We start from the raw sequence: 15,070 nt of genomic DNA on the forward strand, positions 1-15,070 counted from the left end.
CAATCTGTCCAATACAGCACCCACGACGTGTACCGCATCCAAGCCCCCAGCCGCTTTCCTGGCTCAGACAAAAACGACCCACAGTGCAAACGCGACGTACCAGAACACGGCCGAACGCACCACGAGCTGCCAGAGGGCGTCGAGGTTGGCATTGCCCTCCTCATCCAGCGACGGCGACGACACCTCGGCGGCTGACCGGGCCGTCTCAACGACCAGGTCAGCCGCTTGGACGTCCCAATCCAGCAGGCGCCCCAACAGGCTGCGATTAAGCGTTACAAAGTCGCCCACGAGGCCAAAGGTGAGCGCCAGCACCCGCGCCGGCAACCAATCCAGTCCGTGCTGGATTTGCGCTGCCCGCTCTTTGAGCTCTGGCGCTGTCGCGTGTTGAACCAGCAGCGCGTTCAAGCGATAGGCCAGTGCCACGACCGGCCCGAGCAAGACGTACCAGAACACGACGGCGAAAAACCCTTCGAACGCGTGATACATGAAGCGGCGCTGAACGCCGACAGCCAAGGCCTCCGGCGTCGCAGCGTCCACGCCCAGGTCCCGCCTTGCAACCAGGTAGGCGCCTTCGAGGTCTGCCCGGCGGCAGGCGTCCTTGAAAGGCCCCAGGCCGGCATTCACGCCGCCCCGCCCCAGGCTAAACAGCAGCACGGCAACATGAATGGGCAACGCCAGCAGGCCGTAGGCAACGGGCTGAGCAAGAGAGAGCAGCATTCCAACCAATGCGATGGGCACCCCAACCAGAACCAGGATGATCCACCAGGCGCGCCCAGGCGCCGCGGGCCGCCGCTCAAGTTGCCGTAACTGGTGAAGCCACGGTCGGTCCAGCTGCACGCGCCGACGCCAGCTCGAAAGCTTTTCGATCGCGACGATCAGCAGCAACACCAGGAACTTCATACGCTCACATCTCCACTCTCAATGCGTCTCTGAAACGGCCCCAGTCGAAGGCCTCACCCGGGTCGGTCTTGCGTGCCGGTGCAATATCGCAATGCCCGCAGACACGTCCGGAAAGCGCGGGATACGCACTCATCAGTATCCGGCCCAAGCGTGACAGCGAATCATACTGAGCGTCTTCATACGGCAAGTCATCAGTACCTTCCAACTCGATGCCGATCGAAAAGTCATTGCAGTTTTCTCGGCCTTCGAACACTGAAACCCCGGCATGCCACGCGCGATCGAGACAGGATACGAACTGCGTGATTGCGCCCGTGCGCTCGATGAAGAAATGTGCCGCGACGGTCATCTGCGCGATGCTTTCGAAATAGGGATGCTCGGACGGTTCCAGCGTGTTCTGGAAAAACGCCTGGACTTTTTTCGTTCCGAAGTGCCGCGGAGGCAGGCTGATGTTGTGTATCACCAACAGCGAAATTTCACCGACCGGGCGGGCGTTGAAATTTGGAGAAGGACAGTGGGCGATCCCCTCGATCCAACCGGTACGAGAATCCAGGCGCATGAAGACTCCAGTGATACCTGCGCGAATATTCCGGCGTGTGCCGGCACGCATTCAAGCGGCTGGAATGATACCCGAATGCAATTGGCTTGGAGCGCCGTACCCGCGCGCCCACCCCCAGGATACGTAACGAAAAACGCCCCGCTATGGCGGGGCGTTCAGTGGCCTGGTGGCGAAATCAACTTTCCTTGAGACGCCGAAGGTTGCCGATAACCGAAGCCAGCGCGCGGTCGAAGAGCAACGCGTCGTCCAGGATTCGAACCGCATTGCGCCGAAACTCCACGGCGAGCGCCATGCGCGTCTTCTCCAGCACTTTCATCCCCGTACGGTTCACGAAGATGTATTTGCCGGCTGGCTTGATGATCGCCGCCAATTTGCAGCGTAGCCGATGCTCGCTGTCTTCCTGGAGCTCCACCCAACTACCAACGCGAAGGTTATCGACCTGGCGCAATGCGTCATCGTCCGCGACGGGGAAATCGCGAGGATCCTCAACGGCCTGGCCGCCCGGGCTTTCAAGAACGATCTCCTCGACCACGTCCACCATCGCAGTCGTGTCATCAGAGGCGGTCGACAACACCGCAACAGCAGGTGCCGGGAGATCCAGTGCCGGCTCGGCATCTGCCGCATCCACGCCGTTAGGCTTGAATCGCTGCAGCGCTTTCACATGCAACGCTTCGAGTTGCTTGAAGAACTCGCTGGTAGAGAATGGATCGAATGCCGCGCTCGCCAAGCCTTCGCGCAATGCTCGAAGCAAACCAGGCACCAACTCAAGCAGCTGCAGCCGGGCTTCAGGGTCCTCGTGCGGTTCGACGCTCCAGAGAAGGTCGTCCATCGTCTGGAGCGCCTCCTTCCATTGCGTCGAGCCATGGCCGTGTTTCAGGCATGTCAGCAGGAGCACCTTGCTCCACGCCTCTTCAAGCAAACGAACCACGACTTCCGGAAGTTTCTTTCCAAACAAACGCTGATTGAGTGCATGCTCGACCTGCTGGCGCGCCAACTCGGCCTTCGCACGCCCCTCTTCTGCATCCCGCGTGCGCTGCTCCAGCAATTCGCTGCGGCGCCGTTCGTCCTTGGTGTAGTTGAGGAAGTCGGCGAGCAGCTCATTGAAGATCGAAGGATCATCGGTGAAGTCATGCAGTAGGCGCTGCACCACTTGTTCAATACGAATGTACAGATTGTCGCGCTGCAGATCGCCCTGCTCGCTCCAGCCCATGGCGGCGGCCGCGATTTCGTTCAACAGGCGGCGCGCGGGATGATTGCCGCGACTGAAGAACTGCTTATCGAGCAGCGCCACTTTCACCATCGGGATCTGAAGGCGTCCAATGAGCGCCTTGAGCGAATCCGGCAGTGTGCGGTCGTCGAGAATGAACTCGAAGAGCATCGCCACCACATTGATCACGTCATCGTCGGAATCGGCGACCACTCGGGTCTTGCCCGTCTTGGCACTGGCACGCTGAAGCAGATGATCAAGCTGCGCGCGCATGTCCACGTCGGCCTGCGCATGGCTGGGCAGGTGAAGCTGAATGTGTGAAAGCAGGCGCAGCAAGTCATTGCTGGTGATCGGCATCGCACCCGCCGGTGCGGTACGCCGCCATTGCGAGTGGTCCCGGACGTCAGCCAACAGGGACTGAAGGGCGCCGTAGACTTCCTGCATGCCCTCCTCGCCCTGGGCATCCTCCGCCTGCACAGGCGCACCGCTCGAGGCGGACTCCTTTGGCGGCACGCCCCGGTTGGCGCGAGGCACCTGCTGGCGGGGCGGCAGTGATTTCAACTCCGGCAATATTCCGGCATCGACCAAGGCCTGATTGGCCTCTGCGTACAGCTGGTCGAGCCCGGAGAGCACGTATTTTTCGAACAGCTTGAGGATGATCAGCTTGACGCGGATCTCAACGCCCAGCTTCCGGCAGCAGTCGAGGAACAGGTGGCACAGCGCTGCGGGGCCGACCGGGTTCGACGTGTCGTCCAGCTTTCGGATGACCTGGGTATTCAGACGGACGGTGAGATGCCCGAGCGAAATGCGGTCGCGATTGAGCACCTTTGCGACCATCGAATCGATGGCAACCGTCTCCTCGAGCTCGTCATTCTGGACGAGCGAGAGACTCTCGAAAGAGGTCGACTGGAGCTTCGGCTTGGGTGGCTCGGGCTGGTTGAGCGCTGCGAACGAATCGAGTACGCCCTGGAGGAAGTCGCGCTCGATGCTTTTACGCTTGAGACGCAAGTCACGCATCGCTTCGAAGAACGCATTCTGCTCAGCATTGCTGACAGCACGATCCGCCATCTCGAAGAGCGTGTCGTCCGCGTTGTCGAAGAGCGCCTGCAACGCCTGTTTCAGCTGCTCGGCCGACTTATCGCGCACAGGAACCAATACGGCAGGCACACGTCCAGCGAACGCTTGTGTCTGGCGCCCAGCTCCTTTGTTGAGATGCACGATTTTGGCATCGCTCATTGCGAATCTCCTCGACCAACTGCAGAAGGTCGAATGGCTGCGGTCATTCCTAACTTCAGCAAACTCGTCAACATCGTGACGTCAACGGAATCTACCCCCTTATAAAAGGAAAGGAAATGGAGGCCACGCGCCATCATCCACTCCATTTGCCTAAGGTGTGTTACAGACCGCATAAAATCGAAAACAATGCAGACCGACACAACTTTTTTGAGCGTGCCCGATGACGGGTGCGTTTCCTTATAATCCGGCGCCCCGCACAGGAGAAAAGCATGGCGAATCTGGCGATTACGGATCTGCAAGACGAAATCGGGCAAAATGTCCGCTCGGCACTGCATGAAGATATCGGCAGCGGTGATATTACCGCGCAGCTCATCCCCGCCCATCGTTTGGCGCACGCAAAAGTCATCACGCGGGAGGAAGCAACAATTGCCGGTGCTGCATGGGTCGACGAGGTGTTTCGGCAGATCGATCCGTCCGTGGTCGTCCGGTGGCATGCGTCGGATGGTCAGCGCGTCCCGGCGGACAGCACCCTGTTTGAAGTCGAAGGCCCGGCCCGGTCATTGCTGTCAGGCGAGCGCAGTGCACTCAATTTCCTGCAACTCCTATCGGCTGTCGCCACCAAGTGCCGCCACTATGCCGATAAGGTCGATGGCACCCAGGTAAAGCTCTTGGATACGCGGAAAACGCTGCCAGGCCTTCGCATGGCCCAGAAGTATGCCGTGACCTGCGGTGGCTGCCATAACCACCGCATCGGGCTGTACGACGCATTCCTGATAAAGGAAAACCACATTGCCGCTTGTGGCGGTATTCGCGAGGCAGTGGAAGCTGCGCACCATATCGCACCGGGCAAACCGGTTGAGATCGAAGTGGAAGACTTGGGGGAACTGGATCAAGCCCTCTCGGCGGGCGCCGACATTATCATGCTGGACGAACTGAGCCTGGACGACATGCGCACCGCCGTCCGGATCACCAACGGCAGAGCCCGCCTGGAAGCCTCCGGCGGCATCAACGACGAAACCTTGCGCCCCATCGCCGAAACGGGCGTTCACTACATCTCGATCGGCGCACTGACCAAAGACGTCAAAGCCATCGACCTCTCCATGCGCCTTCGCATGTAGCGCAGTTTTCTGCACCGCAGAAACGAAAAAGGCCCTGACATCGTCAGGGCCTTTCGATTGGTGGTGCCGGAGATAGGAGTCGAACCTACGACCTTCGTAGCCGCTGCACCGAGCGTGCCTTAGTGCCGGTCAGCCTGAACTCGATCGCTTCTTCATCGAAAGAAGCCCGGGATTCAAAGCCAAAATACCAACAGAACTTCTCGAAAGAAGCCGGAAGCCAGCGTGCTGCGCGTGCTGTAACTCATCCGCTCTATAAGCCACACTTCGGCTGCTTCGTTGAAAACCGCCGTGGACTACGTTTCGGTGTTATTTTTAAGTCCGACAGACGTATTCGTACAAAGTACTCAGGCCCGAATTTGGTACAGGTAAGTTTATGATCCGGTCGCTTTCCGGCAGATCAGGCATGACGACGACCTTGGCGGAGCGGCTCGAGGAGATTTGACCGCTCAATATCCTCATTTGCGCGCTGCCGCAGTAAATAGCTAGGTCTTGTTGCATGAAGTAATTAACGCCATCCTGTTCAATACCGGCACGAATAGATGCGAATCCAGTACCCCCTACCCTGCGCACCGAGCTTCTATCAACCTCACCTTCGAGTGGGTCGTTACCCAGAGATATCCAGTCAGCAGCGTTACTGCCGAACGATAATAGCACTGCGGTAAACGCAGTGATCCTGATGAAAGCTTTCATTTTAGTTTCCCTACTAATTACCAAAGTACTCGACGAGCTCAGCGGGCGCGTGGTGTTTACGCGCAATTTCGCGAATACATGGTCGCATGCGCTCCATCTGACCTATATAGATCGAACAGCGGTAGTTCAGTTCAGTACGGAACGTTTCATACTGCTGCCGGTCCCACCCCGTGACGTCCATATTCGTTATTGCTTCTTGCTCGTCAATTACAAAGTCGCGCTGGTTAAGCCTATAACTACCTAATTCGGCTACGGACAGAACTTTCATATCGCTAGGCTGGATGCTGTACATGTCGTCTGCCAGCCTTGTCGGGACGTTCATCTCGTCAAAATAATCCGCTGAGATAGCCTTAACCCTTTTAAGGGAGGCTCCAGCATCGCCGTTTGGGGAAACGCTGAAATATGGACGATGGATGCCAACTAGGCCGTACACGGCCTTGCCTATGCCCGCAGCCAAGAGATAGACACATGCGCTTTGACACGCTCCACCTTGCGGGACGGTGGTATCGAACCGTTCTCTACGAAGAAGACGTCCTATCTTCATTGCCTCGTAAACTTCGCCCCCTGTGGAGTTCAGCACTGCGACCTTAAATGACGTATTGCTGAGGTCCTTTAACGCCATTTCCTCGCTAAGTTGCTCGTAGTCATCCCCAGATATCGAGCCTGTAAAACCGACAACGCCCACCCTCACCCCATGCGGCTTTTCAAGTACCTGTACCATTACATCCGCGAAAGCGTTAGAGCAAAAGCCAAGGCATAGAACAAGCCCATAAAGTCGGCGTGCATGTACCATTGGTGTAGCCTTATAAAAGTGAATTGAAGCCGCACCCATGACGGCCAAAGTTGCATCGACGGAAGCAGTTCGCTAGCGCATCAGCACTCGCCGGCATCGCAACAGGTGCCGAGCCAAGACGCGCATCGTATCATAATGACATCATTGCGAATTACTCTACACCTGCACTTGGCCGTACTTCGATCGCGACCGCGCAAAGGCTCCTGCTTCAGGATATGTGTACCCTCTTCCAGACGCACCGGCGCAATAGGTCCACACTGCAGTCCGCGCCGACATTCAAGACGAACCTAATGGCGTGGAGATTAAAGCCTAAAGCGCAATTCAAGCGCCGAATGGCTACCCCTGTTCTGCCGATCAAAGAGATATTCGCCGGGCTCCTTGAACCACAACTGAACAGATAGCGAGGTTAACCGCTACGTGGATACGATAGCTGTATACCGAGATTGAAGTGCCTACAATGATTAGCTGACGACTAATATGGCGCTCATGTGAAGGCACGTAGATCAGCAACGGTAGCAAGGTATAAAACGTTGCAGGGGACACGCCTAGGTTTGGACACTGCCCTTCCGCCCCGATACGAGCTGAGTGATAGACTGATGCAGAAAGGAATAGGCCCACATGGTGTGGGCCTTAATTTATATGGTGCCGGAGATAGGAGTCGAACCTACGACCTTCGCATTACGAAAGAGAAACGGACTCTTTTCATATCAATGACTTACCTTATAAATCAGTGACTTAGCGTCCCGTTGCGTCCCGTAAATCAGCCCCGTATTATTCATTTTGCACCCACAATGCACCCATGGGGACAACTTGAAAGAGAAGCTGACGGCCCGCCGACTCAATAGCCTGGTGGCGACGGGTAAGGAATATGAGGTCCACGATACTACCGTGCCGGGCCTTTTCGTGCGCGTTACGGCTGCTGGCGCGAAATCCTATGTCGTCACCTGGGCACGTGGCCGCAAACGCACCTTGGGTCGTGTAGGCATCCTGACACTCGCTCAGGCTCAGGAAGAAGCACTGCAATATCTGAACGAGGCCCGCAAGCACGGCGAGCCTATAGCCGTCACCCAAGGCAGACGGGGGACCGGCACCCCTACCCTTCGCCAGTTTCTCGACGATACCTATCTGCCGTGGAGCGAGGCGCACCACAAAAGCTACGCGAAGACGAAGCACGCGCTCGAGCATAGCTTCGACTCGATGATGACTCGCCGTCTGGATGAGATAGAGCAGCGCGAATTGGAGCGGCTGCGCGTGTCCTGGCTATCCGGTGGCTTGAGCGAGTCCAGCGCCAACCGCAAGATGGCATCACTTCGAGGCGTGCTCAGCCGGGCCGTTGAATGGGGATATCTGGCAACCCACCCCATGACCAAGCTAAAGCAGCTCAAGACCGACACAAAAGGCCGAGTGCGCTACCTGCTGCCGGATGAGGAAAAGCGCCTACGTGCTGCGCTGGACGATCGGCAGGAACAAGGCCGGGCCGAACGTGAATCGGCCAATCAGTGGCGAGAGGATCGCAAACGGGAACTACTGCCCGACTTATCGAAAGTTTCCTATATCGACCACTTAATGCCGCTGGTGCTGCTATCGCTTAATACCGGAATGAGGCGCGGCGAAGTTTTCGAACTTACTTGGCGGGACGTGGACTTGAAAACCAAAGTTCTAACGGTGGGCGGCGATACCGCGAAGTCTGGGCAAACTCGGCATATACCGTTAAATCGCGAAGCGCTTGAAGTATTACAGTGCTGGCGCGATCAACATACCCGGAAAGTCGGGTATGTATTTCCAGGCAAGAACGGCGCACGCCTGGATAACGTGAAGAAGTCGTGGGAAGAACTATTGAAGCGGGCCAAGGTAACTAGCTTTCGGTGGCACGATCTGCGCCACACATTCGCATCCAAGCTAGTCATGGCGGGCGTACCGCTGAACACCGTGCGGGATCTGCTGGGCCACGCGGACCTCAAGATGACCCTACGCTATGCGCACCTAGCACCAGACAGCAAGGCGGCTGCGGTGGAGCTGATCTAATCCTCATTAAACGTGCTGAAATCCATCATCATGCCGTCTTCTTGAAATGTATAGCCAAATGGCTGGCCGTGAGCCGCTTTGATTTCCTCCATCAACGGATGAGGCGCTGGCTTTCCTTCGGCCATATGTTCCGCCCGCTCCTCAATAAGCGGCCAAGCTATTTCTACTACTCCTGGAATTAATTCAACCCGCTTCAGTGCGCCGTTTTTGCCATAGATCGGGGCCGAACAAAAACCTCGCGATTGAAAAAGAAGAGATAGCTTGCACTCTTCAAGATGGCTGAGCAGACCGGGAGAGATAGCGGCCAGAGCGATCAGCCTTTTCCATTCTTGGGGGCTCCACAAGACGGCCATCATTGAATCAAGCGACTGATTCAACTCGGGCCGACCCGTAATTTCGATAGCCGTCGATTTTGCCTGAAGCTCAATGCCCTGTTCCAAAGCTTTCGCTATTGAGCGACCCGAAAGCCGCGCAAGCAATTCAAGCGTGTATTTGGTCTTCGGCTCGAGCCTTGTAGTGAAGGTTTCGGTTTTTTTTGTCCGGCCAATAGTCTTCGCCACGGGTTTACCGCTCGTTTGTCAATAAATGTCAATCCTAATGACATTTCGAAAATAAAACCATAGTGACAGCAAATGTTGTCATTACGGTTTTCGTCCGGTAGAGTTCGATTCCACTGGCCCTCCATTCCAACCCGGCCAGCGGAGAACTCACGATGTCACTCGCAACCCTGCAACCCCTCGCCGTCGGCCCTGAAGAAGCTGCCCGCGCATCCGGCACCACCCGTTCCGCCGTCTACGAAGCCATCGCCCGCGGCGACCTTGTTTCGTTCAAGGCCGGCAAGCGCCGTTTGATCCTCGTTGAAGAACTGAAAGCCTGGCTAAACCGTATGGCTAAGGAGGGGGTACGATGAGCGCTGACCTGCTTCGCCCATTCCAACTGCGTCAGCTCGTCGTGGATATCGAGCACGACCGAATCATCATCGACGCCATCAACCACGTGGGCACGATGCAAATTGACCTTCACGAGTTGCACGCCAATGAAGGGACAGCCCTTCTCGACCAACTCGATGCGGGCGACCGCGCGCTGATCCAGCGGTTTTCCTCCGCAGCTTGGAGGGACTTCGAATGACGCTCGTTCGACTGCTGGATCACGGCGGGAAAGTGCTTGGCCTGCTGTCACTACCGCGCACGATCAAGCTCGCTGAACTGGAGATGCTGCGGAAGCTGGGCGCGGCCCGTATGGAGGTGATCGCATGAGCACGGAAGACAACATCCCACTGACAGACGCCTACGACCTAGCAACCTATTCAGCCGAGCACGGGCGATGGATATCGGCGCTAATGCGGGCGATTGAGCTGGACGCCAAGCACAACGAAGGCCGCAAGGTAGCGGAACTGGCATCGCTGGGAAATATCCTGGGCGACGACCTTCACGGGTACATGACTGGCGAAGCCGAACGTATTGGAAAGCTGGGAGGGCTGAGTCGTGAGCAACGTCACTGACCAACAGGCATTCGCCCGCATTCAGGAACGGGCTAACGCTTTGGTAAACGCGGGAATTGGCCTGGAGACGATTGGCAACCTGTTAGGCGCCGATTCGTCGGAGCACGGCCTTTGCGATGAAGAAAAAACAGGGCTCGCCCATACAGTGGCCGCGCTTGGATCGCTGGTCAGCCAACACGCTAACGAAGTGTGGAGCTATGCGGCGCCGGATCGGGAGGAATGGATTTGAAGAAAGTAGCGAAGGGGAAACCCGAAGCGGTGCTGCAACACCGCCAGGGAAAACACATTGGACTGCACCAAGTGAGGACTGAACTATGCCAGCACACTCAGCCATAGAGCAAGACCGCAGGATGTTGGAGGCACTGAGAATTCATCCAGTGACCACCATCGAAGCCGCCAACGATCTGGATATCGTCCACCCGCCAAGCGCGATTCGTCGGCTACGAAAAAGGGGATTCGATATCCGCACCCAGTGGACCTATCAGCCAACCGAACCGGGGCGCCCGCCTCATCGTGTCGGCCAATACGTTCTGATATCTGAAGCGGCCTGACGGCCATCCAGTCAGCGGGGCGTCCTGCCCTGCTGGCCTCTGTCTGGATTCAATATGGCGGGAAAATCCAAACCGAAGTCCGGGCCGCGTTTCTTTCGGCTCGAGAGTAGGCTCGTCCAGTCGCCCGGCCACCGTGCGCTCAGTTTTGTGGCGCGGGTTGTCCTGCAAGAGCTCATGGCGCAGTACAACGGGGAGAACAATGGCGATCTATCAGCCACGCGGACGATGGCGAAGGATTGGGGAATTGGCTCTGACAACACGCTACGGCAAGCCTTGAAGGATCTTGAAGCGGCTGGCTGGATAATTCAGACGCGATCTAGCCTCTTCAACAAGCACGGCGCACGATGCGCCCTTTATGGCCTGTCATGGCTTCCTATCGATGAATGCCCGGGAAAGGAGCTGGAAGTGTTGCCAAGGCGTACACCGATCCGCCCTCTTCCAACTCTTCTGAATTCGATTTCTTCCTGCGCAGTTTCTGCGCATTGACCGGCGCAGTTTCTGCGCACGTAGGATCTGACGACTATCCCGCTTAATCCCGTTCCGTTTCGTGCCCGCATCTATGTGCGCAGTTTCTGCGCCGTAATCCGGTTTCTATATGCGCAAATACTGCGCACCTTCTTAGAGTCTGCCATATACCTATGGCTTTCTAGCGCGTTCTGGCTCTTCAGCTTCTGAGCTTTGAAGGCTTTAAAACAGCTCTGTAGACCTGGGCGGCCCTGTCTCACATCCTCCGATTGAGGGGGTGACTTCCGCCATTACCGGAAGTGACATCACCATACCTTGTCCGACTCGGACCATCCGATCCGACTCAGCAAGGGATGCAAAAAAATTGCACCCTCCACTGTGTTGGAATCGACACACTGTGTAGAAAACAACACGCCCGCCAAGTAGTCACGGCGTGTCACGCAAAGTCACGCGACAGGCACTACCTAGGCACCACCCAGGCGATGTCTCAGAGAGACCAAATCGTCTCACTCGCCGGTAACGCCGATGACCGTTCGTCCGAAACTGTCGTCGACTATTTGTACCCTCAGACAAGACGGAACAAGACAGTACGAAAGGCCCGTCTACTGCACGATAAGCCACTGTTTTTACAACATAAATCGCCCTATGGTGTGCGTGAAAAACCCATTCCACAGGACCCATCCGCATGAAGATTTCCGCCCTACGCGAGCAGCGCTCCGCCAAGGTCGCCGCCATGAAAACCCTGGTAGATACCGCCGCCGCTGCTGGTCGCGATCTGTCTGCCGATGAAAACCAGAAGTTCGACGCCCTGAAAGGCGAAGAGCGCACCCTGTCCACTCAGATCGAACGTGCCGAGCACCTGGCCGAATGCGAGCGCCGCGCCGCTGGCACTCCGGTATCTGGTGAGCCTTCCGCCGACTTCGACCGCCTCGCCGGTTCCGTAAGCATCATCAAGGTGCTGCGCAGCCAGATGGAAGGCCGCAGCCTGGACGGTGCTGAACTCGAGTACGCCCGCGAAGCTGAACGCCGTTCTGGCCGCAAAGCCGAAGGCGCCTTCGTGCCGTTCGCCAGCCTGGAGAAACGCGCCAACACCACGGCGACCGCTCCAGAGCTGGTCGGCACTGACCACCGTGCGGATCTGTACATTGGCCCACTGCGTGAAGCACTGCTGGCTCGCTCGCTGGGCATCCGTACCCTGACCGGCCTGCGCGGGAACGTGTCAGTGCCCAAGTACGGTTCGGGTCTGGAAACCGGTTGGGTCACTGAAGGCCAAGCCGTGCCGGAAGGCCAGATGAGCTTCGACGGCGTGACCCTGACGCCCAAGCACGTTGGTGGCAAAACCGAGATGAGCCGCCAGCTCATTCAGCAATCGAGCCCCGACATTGAGCAACTGGTCCGCGAGGATCTTTCGTTCCTGATCGCACGCCAGATCGACCGCGCCATCATCAACGGTTCCGGCACTGCGGGCGAGCCGCTGGGCATCCTGAACACCGCAGGCATCCAGACTGCGCCAATGCCTGCGACCTGGGCCCAAGTGCTGGCGATGCTGGAACAACTCGACGACGTGGAAATTGCCAACGGTCGCTGGCTGACTTCTGCCGCGGTGCGCACTGCCCTCGCGAGCACTGAGAAGGTGCCAGGCTCCGGTAGCGGTTTCCTGTATGACGGCGGTTCGCTGGCTGGCCTGCCGCTGTCCGCAAGCAAGAGCGTCCCGGCCAACACGCTGATTCTCGGGGACTTCTCGCAAGTCATGCTCGGTGTCTGGTCCGAGGTGGACATTCTCGTGAACCCATACGCCGAACCGGCCTACAGCCGCGGTGGCGTGCAAGTTCGTGCAATGGCGACCGTGGACACCGCAGTCCGTCATCCCGAAGGCTTCGTGGTAGCCGAGGGCGAATAATGGAACGGCGTAGCTTCAGCATCGAGCAAAAGGGCCGGACGCTGTATGGCTACGCCGCCCTGTTCAACTCTGAAACCACCGTGGGCGACTTTGCCGAGGTCATCCGGCCCGGTGCATTCGCCCGCACTCTTTCCGCTCCGACCGCCGCGAATATTCGGGCGATCTATGAGCACGACAACCGCTCACTGCTGGGCAAGGTTGGCTCGTCCACGCTGCGCCTTCGTGAAGACGACAAGGGGCTGGCCTTCGAGCTGGACCTACCTGATACCAGCCTGGGCCGTGACCTGGCCGAACTGGTGAAGCGCGGCGACGTGTCCGGCTGCTCGTTCGGGTTCATTCCAGCCAAAGAAACCTGGCTTTCGAACCTGCGCGAGCTTAGGGACGTGGACCTTTACGAAATCACCCTCACCGCTTCGCCCGCCTACCCGGAAACGACCGTGCAAGTGCGTAGCAAACAACCGTTGCGACTGGCTTTGGCCCGCAAGTATATGGAGGCCATCGAGTGAAATTCCCTCGCCTGTTCAAACGGTCCAGCCCGGAACCGACCACCCCAGCCTATGACACGTATTACGATCGCCTGAGCGGCTTTCCTGGCGTTGCTGGCGTAGACGTGAACACGACCACCGCCGAAGGTATCAGCGCGGTTTATGCGTGCGTGGCGGCCATCTCTGAAACGGTCGGCAGCCTGCCGCTGGACGTGTACCGCAACACCGACGATGGACGCGAGAAGGCCAAGTCTCATCCGCTCTATCGGCTGCTACACGACACCCCGAACAACTACCAGACCGCAATGGAGTTTCGCGAGCAGATGCAGCGTCATGTCCTGCTACGCGGCAACGCCTATGCAGAGATCGTCTGGAACCCAAACGGGTCAATCAAAGCCCTTCTGCCTATGCATCCTGATAGCGTGGCCGTACTGCGTTCGAGCCAGGGGAATCTGGTCTACGAGCAGACCGACCGTAACGGCAACCTGCGCCGCCTGCTGGCCGATGAAGTGCTGCACCTTCGCTACCACTCCGACGATGGCATCCTGGGACGCTCACCGATTCAGGTAGCCCGCGACACCATTGGCCTAGCCCTGGCTGAACGTACCCACGGCGCGAAGATGTTCGAGCAAGGCACCAAGCTATCTGGCGTCATCGAGACTCAGGCAGGCACCACCAAGGAACAGGCCGGGCAGATCCGCGAAAGCTGGGCCGCTGGTCAATCAGGTGTGAGCAACCACGGCAAGACCGCTGTACTCCCACAAGGGGCCACATTCAAGACCGTCTCAATGACGCTCGAGGATGCCGAGTGGATCGAAGCCCGCCGCCTGTCCATCGTCGAGACTGCCCGCCTGTTCCGAGTCCCACCCGTGATGATTGGCGACATGGAAGCGGCGAACTATTCCAACGTGGTCGAGCTGGCCCGTTTCTTCGTGACCAACACCCTGCGCCGCCATCTGGTCATGTGGGAACAGGCCATCAACCGCGCCTGTATCACGAACCCGGCTTTCTTCGTTGAGCACAACGTGGAAGGACTGCTGCGCGGCGACAGCCTGACCCGAGCGAATTTCTACCAGCGCGGCATTGAGGACGGATGGATGCTGAAGTCCGAAGTCCGCCGCCTGGAAAACCTACCCACCATTGAAGGAATCGACGATGAGCAAACGACCACGACTCAAGACACTGCCACCCCGCCTCAAGGAAGCACCGACCCCGTTCGAAGCGATGAAGGCGAGAGCCAAGAAAACCCGCGAGGTACCGCCGCATGACGATCTACCGCCCGCAGCGTAAGAAACGCACCGTCAGCCTCAATAGCGCTGCGTGGAAGGCGTTGCGTGCGCAGGTACTGGCAGAGGAACCGCTGTGCCGTATGTGTGCAGCCCGTGGCCTTGTGGTGCCTGCCACTGACGTGGATCACATCGAGGACAGCCGAGAGGACTTCACCGATGACAACCGGCGCGAGAATCTGGCTGCCATGTGCCATGAGTGCCACTCAATCAAGACGGCGCGTTCGATGGGTAAAAGCGTGACGCTGGGCTGTGACACGAACGGATTGCCGATCGACCCGGACCATCCGTGGAATAAATCACCAGCAACCGCCCACAGCAAGACCGCTCCCGTCCTGCTTTTTCATTCGTAACCGC

Annotated in this window: 18 protein-coding genes; 12 read left to right on the forward strand and 6 right to left on the reverse strand. The window is 58.0% G+C overall.

Annotated features, from left to right (window positions below; genetic code table 11):
• Nucleotides 1-63: 63 nt before the first annotated feature.
• The 3 genes from ampE to ACY8D3_RS14865 form a co-directional block, all read right to left on the reverse strand.
• Complete coding sequence (ampE, locus tag ACY8D3_RS14855; RefSeq protein ID WP_462379551.1) at nucleotides 64-900, reverse strand: regulatory signaling modulator protein AmpE; 837 nt, start codon at nucleotides 898-900, stop codon at nucleotides 64-66.
• A gap of 4 nt (nucleotides 901-904) precedes the next feature.
• A complete protein-coding gene (gene ampD / locus ACY8D3_RS14860; RefSeq protein ID WP_462379552.1) occupies nucleotides 905-1,456 on the reverse strand; it encodes a 1,6-anhydro-N-acetylmuramyl-L-alanine amidase AmpD in 552 nt (183 codons plus the stop codon).
• Between the two features lie 175 nt (nucleotides 1,457-1,631).
• Nucleotides 1,632-3,899, reverse strand: coding sequence for a DUF1631 domain-containing protein (locus ACY8D3_RS14865; RefSeq protein ID WP_462379553.1), 2,268 nt, complete (start codon nucleotides 3,897-3,899; stop codon nucleotides 1,632-1,634).
• A 269-nt stretch (nucleotides 3,900-4,168) separates the two neighbouring features.
• Between ACY8D3_RS14865 and nadC the strand changes: the two genes are divergently transcribed.
• A complete protein-coding gene (gene nadC, locus ACY8D3_RS14870; protein WP_462379554.1) occupies nucleotides 4,169-5,017 on the forward strand; it encodes a carboxylating nicotinate-nucleotide diphosphorylase in 849 nt (282 codons plus the stop codon).
• A gap of 312 nt (nucleotides 5,018-5,329) precedes the next feature.
• On the opposite strand, the gene ACY8D3_RS14875 is transcribed toward nadC, so the two are convergent.
• Nucleotides 5,330-5,707, reverse strand: coding sequence for a hypothetical protein (locus ACY8D3_RS14875; protein WP_462379555.1), 378 nt, complete (start codon nucleotides 5,705-5,707; stop codon nucleotides 5,330-5,332).
• Between the two features lie 13 nt (nucleotides 5,708-5,720).
• Entirely contained in the window at nucleotides 5,721-6,428 is a 708-nt protein-coding gene (locus ACY8D3_RS14880) for a COG3904 family protein (RefSeq protein ID WP_462379556.1), read from the reverse strand.
• Between the two features lie 882 nt (nucleotides 6,429-7,310).
• Here ACY8D3_RS14880 and ACY8D3_RS14885 point away from each other — a divergent pair.
• A complete protein-coding gene (locus ACY8D3_RS14885) occupies nucleotides 7,311-8,525 on the forward strand; it encodes a tyrosine-type recombinase/integrase (RefSeq protein ID WP_462379558.1) in 1,215 nt (404 codons plus the stop codon).
• On the opposite strand, the gene ACY8D3_RS14890 is transcribed toward ACY8D3_RS14885, so the two are convergent.
• Nucleotides 8,522-9,085: a hypothetical protein gene (locus ACY8D3_RS14890; protein WP_462379559.1), complete on the reverse strand. Its 564-nt coding sequence runs from the start codon at nucleotides 9,083-9,085 to the stop codon at nucleotides 8,522-8,524. The genes ACY8D3_RS14885 and ACY8D3_RS14890 overlap by 4 nt on opposite strands.
• Nucleotides 9,086-9,237: 152 nt before the next feature.
• Here ACY8D3_RS14890 and ACY8D3_RS14895 point away from each other — a divergent pair, with 152 nt between their 5' ends.
• From ACY8D3_RS14895 to ACY8D3_RS14940, 10 genes are all read left to right on the forward strand, one after another.
• Nucleotides 9,238-9,435, forward strand: a complete 198-nt coding sequence (locus ACY8D3_RS14895) for a helix-turn-helix domain-containing protein (RefSeq protein ID WP_462379560.1) — start codon at nucleotides 9,238-9,240, stop codon at nucleotides 9,433-9,435.
• Entirely contained in the window at nucleotides 9,432-9,653 is a 222-nt protein-coding gene (locus tag ACY8D3_RS14900) for a hypothetical protein (RefSeq protein WP_462379561.1), read from the forward strand. The genes ACY8D3_RS14895 and ACY8D3_RS14900 overlap by 4 nt, the downstream gene beginning before the upstream one ends.
• Nucleotides 9,650-9,781 carry a hypothetical protein gene (locus tag ACY8D3_RS14905; protein ID WP_462379562.1) on the forward strand — a complete coding sequence of 44 codons (132 nt, stop codon included), beginning with the start codon at nucleotides 9,650-9,652 and terminating at the stop codon, nucleotides 9,779-9,781. The genes ACY8D3_RS14900 and ACY8D3_RS14905 overlap by 4 nt, the downstream gene beginning before the upstream one ends.
• The gene (locus ACY8D3_RS14910) at nucleotides 9,778-10,026 is read left to right on the forward strand and encodes a hypothetical protein (RefSeq protein ID WP_462379563.1); all 249 of its coding nucleotides are present in this window, start codon (nucleotides 9,778-9,780) and stop codon (nucleotides 10,024-10,026) included. The genes ACY8D3_RS14905 and ACY8D3_RS14910 overlap by 4 nt, the downstream gene beginning before the upstream one ends.
• Nucleotides 10,010-10,255, forward strand: a complete 246-nt coding sequence (locus ACY8D3_RS14915) for a hypothetical protein (protein WP_462379564.1) — start codon at nucleotides 10,010-10,012, stop codon at nucleotides 10,253-10,255. The genes ACY8D3_RS14910 and ACY8D3_RS14915 overlap by 17 nt, the downstream gene beginning before the upstream one ends.
• Nucleotides 10,256-10,340: 85 nt before the next feature.
• Nucleotides 10,341-10,577, forward strand: a complete 237-nt coding sequence (locus tag ACY8D3_RS14920; RefSeq protein ID WP_462379565.1) for a helix-turn-helix domain-containing protein — start codon at nucleotides 10,341-10,343, stop codon at nucleotides 10,575-10,577.
• A 1,150-nt stretch (nucleotides 10,578-11,727) separates the two neighbouring features.
• Nucleotides 11,728-12,942 carry a phage major capsid protein gene (locus ACY8D3_RS14925; RefSeq protein ID WP_462379566.1) on the forward strand — a complete coding sequence of 405 codons (1,215 nt, stop codon included), beginning with the start codon at nucleotides 11,728-11,730 and terminating at the stop codon, nucleotides 12,940-12,942.
• Nucleotides 12,942-13,448, forward strand: a complete 507-nt coding sequence (locus tag ACY8D3_RS14930) for an HK97 family phage prohead protease (RefSeq protein ID WP_462379568.1) — start codon at nucleotides 12,942-12,944, stop codon at nucleotides 13,446-13,448. The genes ACY8D3_RS14925 and ACY8D3_RS14930 overlap by 1 nt, the downstream gene beginning before the upstream one ends.
• On the forward strand, nucleotides 13,445-14,695 hold the full coding sequence (locus ACY8D3_RS14935) for a phage portal protein (protein WP_462379569.1): 1,251 nt from the start codon (nucleotides 13,445-13,447) through the stop codon (nucleotides 14,693-14,695). The genes ACY8D3_RS14930 and ACY8D3_RS14935 overlap by 4 nt, the downstream gene beginning before the upstream one ends.
• Nucleotides 14,692-15,066: an HNH endonuclease gene (locus tag ACY8D3_RS14940; RefSeq protein WP_462379571.1), complete on the forward strand. Its 375-nt coding sequence runs from the start codon at nucleotides 14,692-14,694 to the stop codon at nucleotides 15,064-15,066. The genes ACY8D3_RS14935 and ACY8D3_RS14940 overlap by 4 nt, the downstream gene beginning before the upstream one ends.
• The last annotated feature ends 4 nt before the right edge of the window (nucleotides 15,067-15,070 follow it).

Source organism: Pseudomonas sp. Marseille-QA0892 (assembly GCF_054950135.1).